Consider the following 1,941-nt stretch of genomic DNA (forward strand, 5'->3'; position numbering starts at 1 on the left):
AGGTGACCGGACTGGTGCCGGTCGAGTACCCCACCACCCGGCAGCTCGGGGCGAGCGCCAAGGACCGGGCGCGGGACCTGAACGCGGCGTTCGCGGACCCGGAGATCCGTGCGGTGATCGCCACGGTGGGCGGGGAGGACCAGATCACCGTGATCGGCCACCTGGACGCGGACGCAGTGCGCGCGGACCCCAAGCCGTTCCTCGGCTACAGCGACAACACCAACCTCCACCAGTGGCTGTGGGCGAACGGCGTGGCGAGCTTCTACGGAGGCTCCACCCAGGTGCACCTGGGGCCGGGACCGGCTGTGGATGAGGTGCACGCCGCGTCCCTGCGGGCCGCCCTGCTGACGGGAGGGCGGCTGGAGATCACGGAGCCGGGGGAGTCGGAGGACCACGGCGTCGACTGGCTGGACCCGCGGGCGCTCACCGAGTTCGGCGAGCGGGATTCGGTGCCGTGCCCGCACGACGACGGCGCGCGCGGCGTCGGCGGGGGCGCCTCACCGTGGCGCTGGGCCGGGCCGCGGCGCGCGGTGACCGGCCGGACGTGGGGCGGCTGCCTTGAGGTGCTGCCGTGGGTGATGGCGGCCGGCCGCGGGCCTGCGGACATGGCGGCGCTCGAGGGTGGTGTGCTGCTCATCGAGACGAGCGAGGAGCTGCCGAACGCCGGCGAGGTTCGGCGGCTGCTGCGGATCCTAGGGGAGGGCGGCGTGCTCGGCGCCGTGGACGCCGTGCTGGCGGCCCGCCCGCCGACGAGTTCCTTCGAGGCGCCGCGGGGTGCGGAGGAGCGGGCACGGCTGCGCGCGGAGCAGGGTGATGTGGTGGTGGAGGAGGTCGGGCGCTACAACCCGGACGCGGTGGTGTGCGTGGGCGTGCCGTTCGGCCACACGCGGCCGCAGTGGGTGCTGCCGCACGGCGGCGTGATGACGGTGGACGGTGAGGCGAGGCGGGTGTGGGCGGAGTACGGGTGAGAACAGGCGCCGCGACCCAACACCCAGAAAGATGCACATCACAGCCAGGCCCGCGAGCCCGGCGCGCCACGCCCCGTGCCCACCATGGGCATGGACCTCAGCTCTGCGCTGGACGGCGTTTCCGTCCTGACCATCACCCTGAACCTGCCCGGCCCAGCGCCGTCGTCGGGCTGCCGACCCGGCACGGCCTGCTCGAGCCCGACACCATCCTCGGCAGCGTGGCCCGGTGCGGCCAAGCCCGATGCGGGGCCGTGCTTGGTACGGTGCGGCATAGACGGCGTCCGTGTCTGAGGCGCTCGCGAGCAAGGACTCCCATGAGTGAACCGATAGGGCTGCGTGAAGCTGCCATTGAGTGGCTGAAGATGCGTTCGCTCGATGGCCAGGTACCGCTCACCCGGGAGGACATCGGTGACTTCCGGTGGAACGGGGAGCCGTTCCCGCTGATCTCTACGCAGAACGGAATCCGCAAGCCGGCGGGGTTTGATGCCGCGCTTTCCTTTTACACGGTGTATCGCCCAAAGGGTCATGCCCGTCCCTACGAGGATGAAATCGGCGACGACGGCCTCATGCGCTACAAGTGGCAGGGCACGAATCCCCGTCTCCCAGCGAACCAGGGGCTCTTCCGGGCATACGAGCGCGGCCTCCCGCTGATCTGGTTCGTCGGCGTGGGCATGAGTCCAGCACGGTTTCAAGTGGTGGCCCCGGTCTACGTTGTAGGACGCGAGGATGAACGACACCAAATCGTCTTTGCGCCGATGGAGCCGGAGGACTATTCGCCGGAACTCATGCATGAGTCTGTTCTGGAGGCGTCTCTCAAGCGGTATCTGAGGCGGGAGGTCAAGATCCGCGTTCACCAGCCGCATTTCCGTTCCACCGTGCTGGCCGCCTACGACAACCACTGCGCGGTCTGCAATTTTGCGCATCCGGAATTGCTGGATGCCGCTCACATTGTTCCGGATCGTGAGGTGCATGG

At 69.6% G+C, this 1,941-nt stretch carries 2 protein-coding genes; both read left to right on the forward strand.

Translation table 11 applies throughout. The features are described from left to right. On the forward strand, positions 1-968 hold a 968-nt coding region (locus ACFWJO_RS38375), incomplete at its 5' end, for an LD-carboxypeptidase (protein WP_386872805.1). A gap of 314 nt (positions 969-1,282) precedes the next feature. After that, positions 1,283-1,941: hypothetical protein (locus ACFWJO_RS38380; protein WP_386872807.1), on the forward strand; the 659-nt coding region annotated here is incomplete at its 3' end.

The organism is Streptomyces sp. NPDC127092, from assembly GCF_042722475.1.
GTDB lineage: Bacteria > Actinomycetota > Actinomycetes > Streptomycetales > Streptomycetaceae > Streptomyces.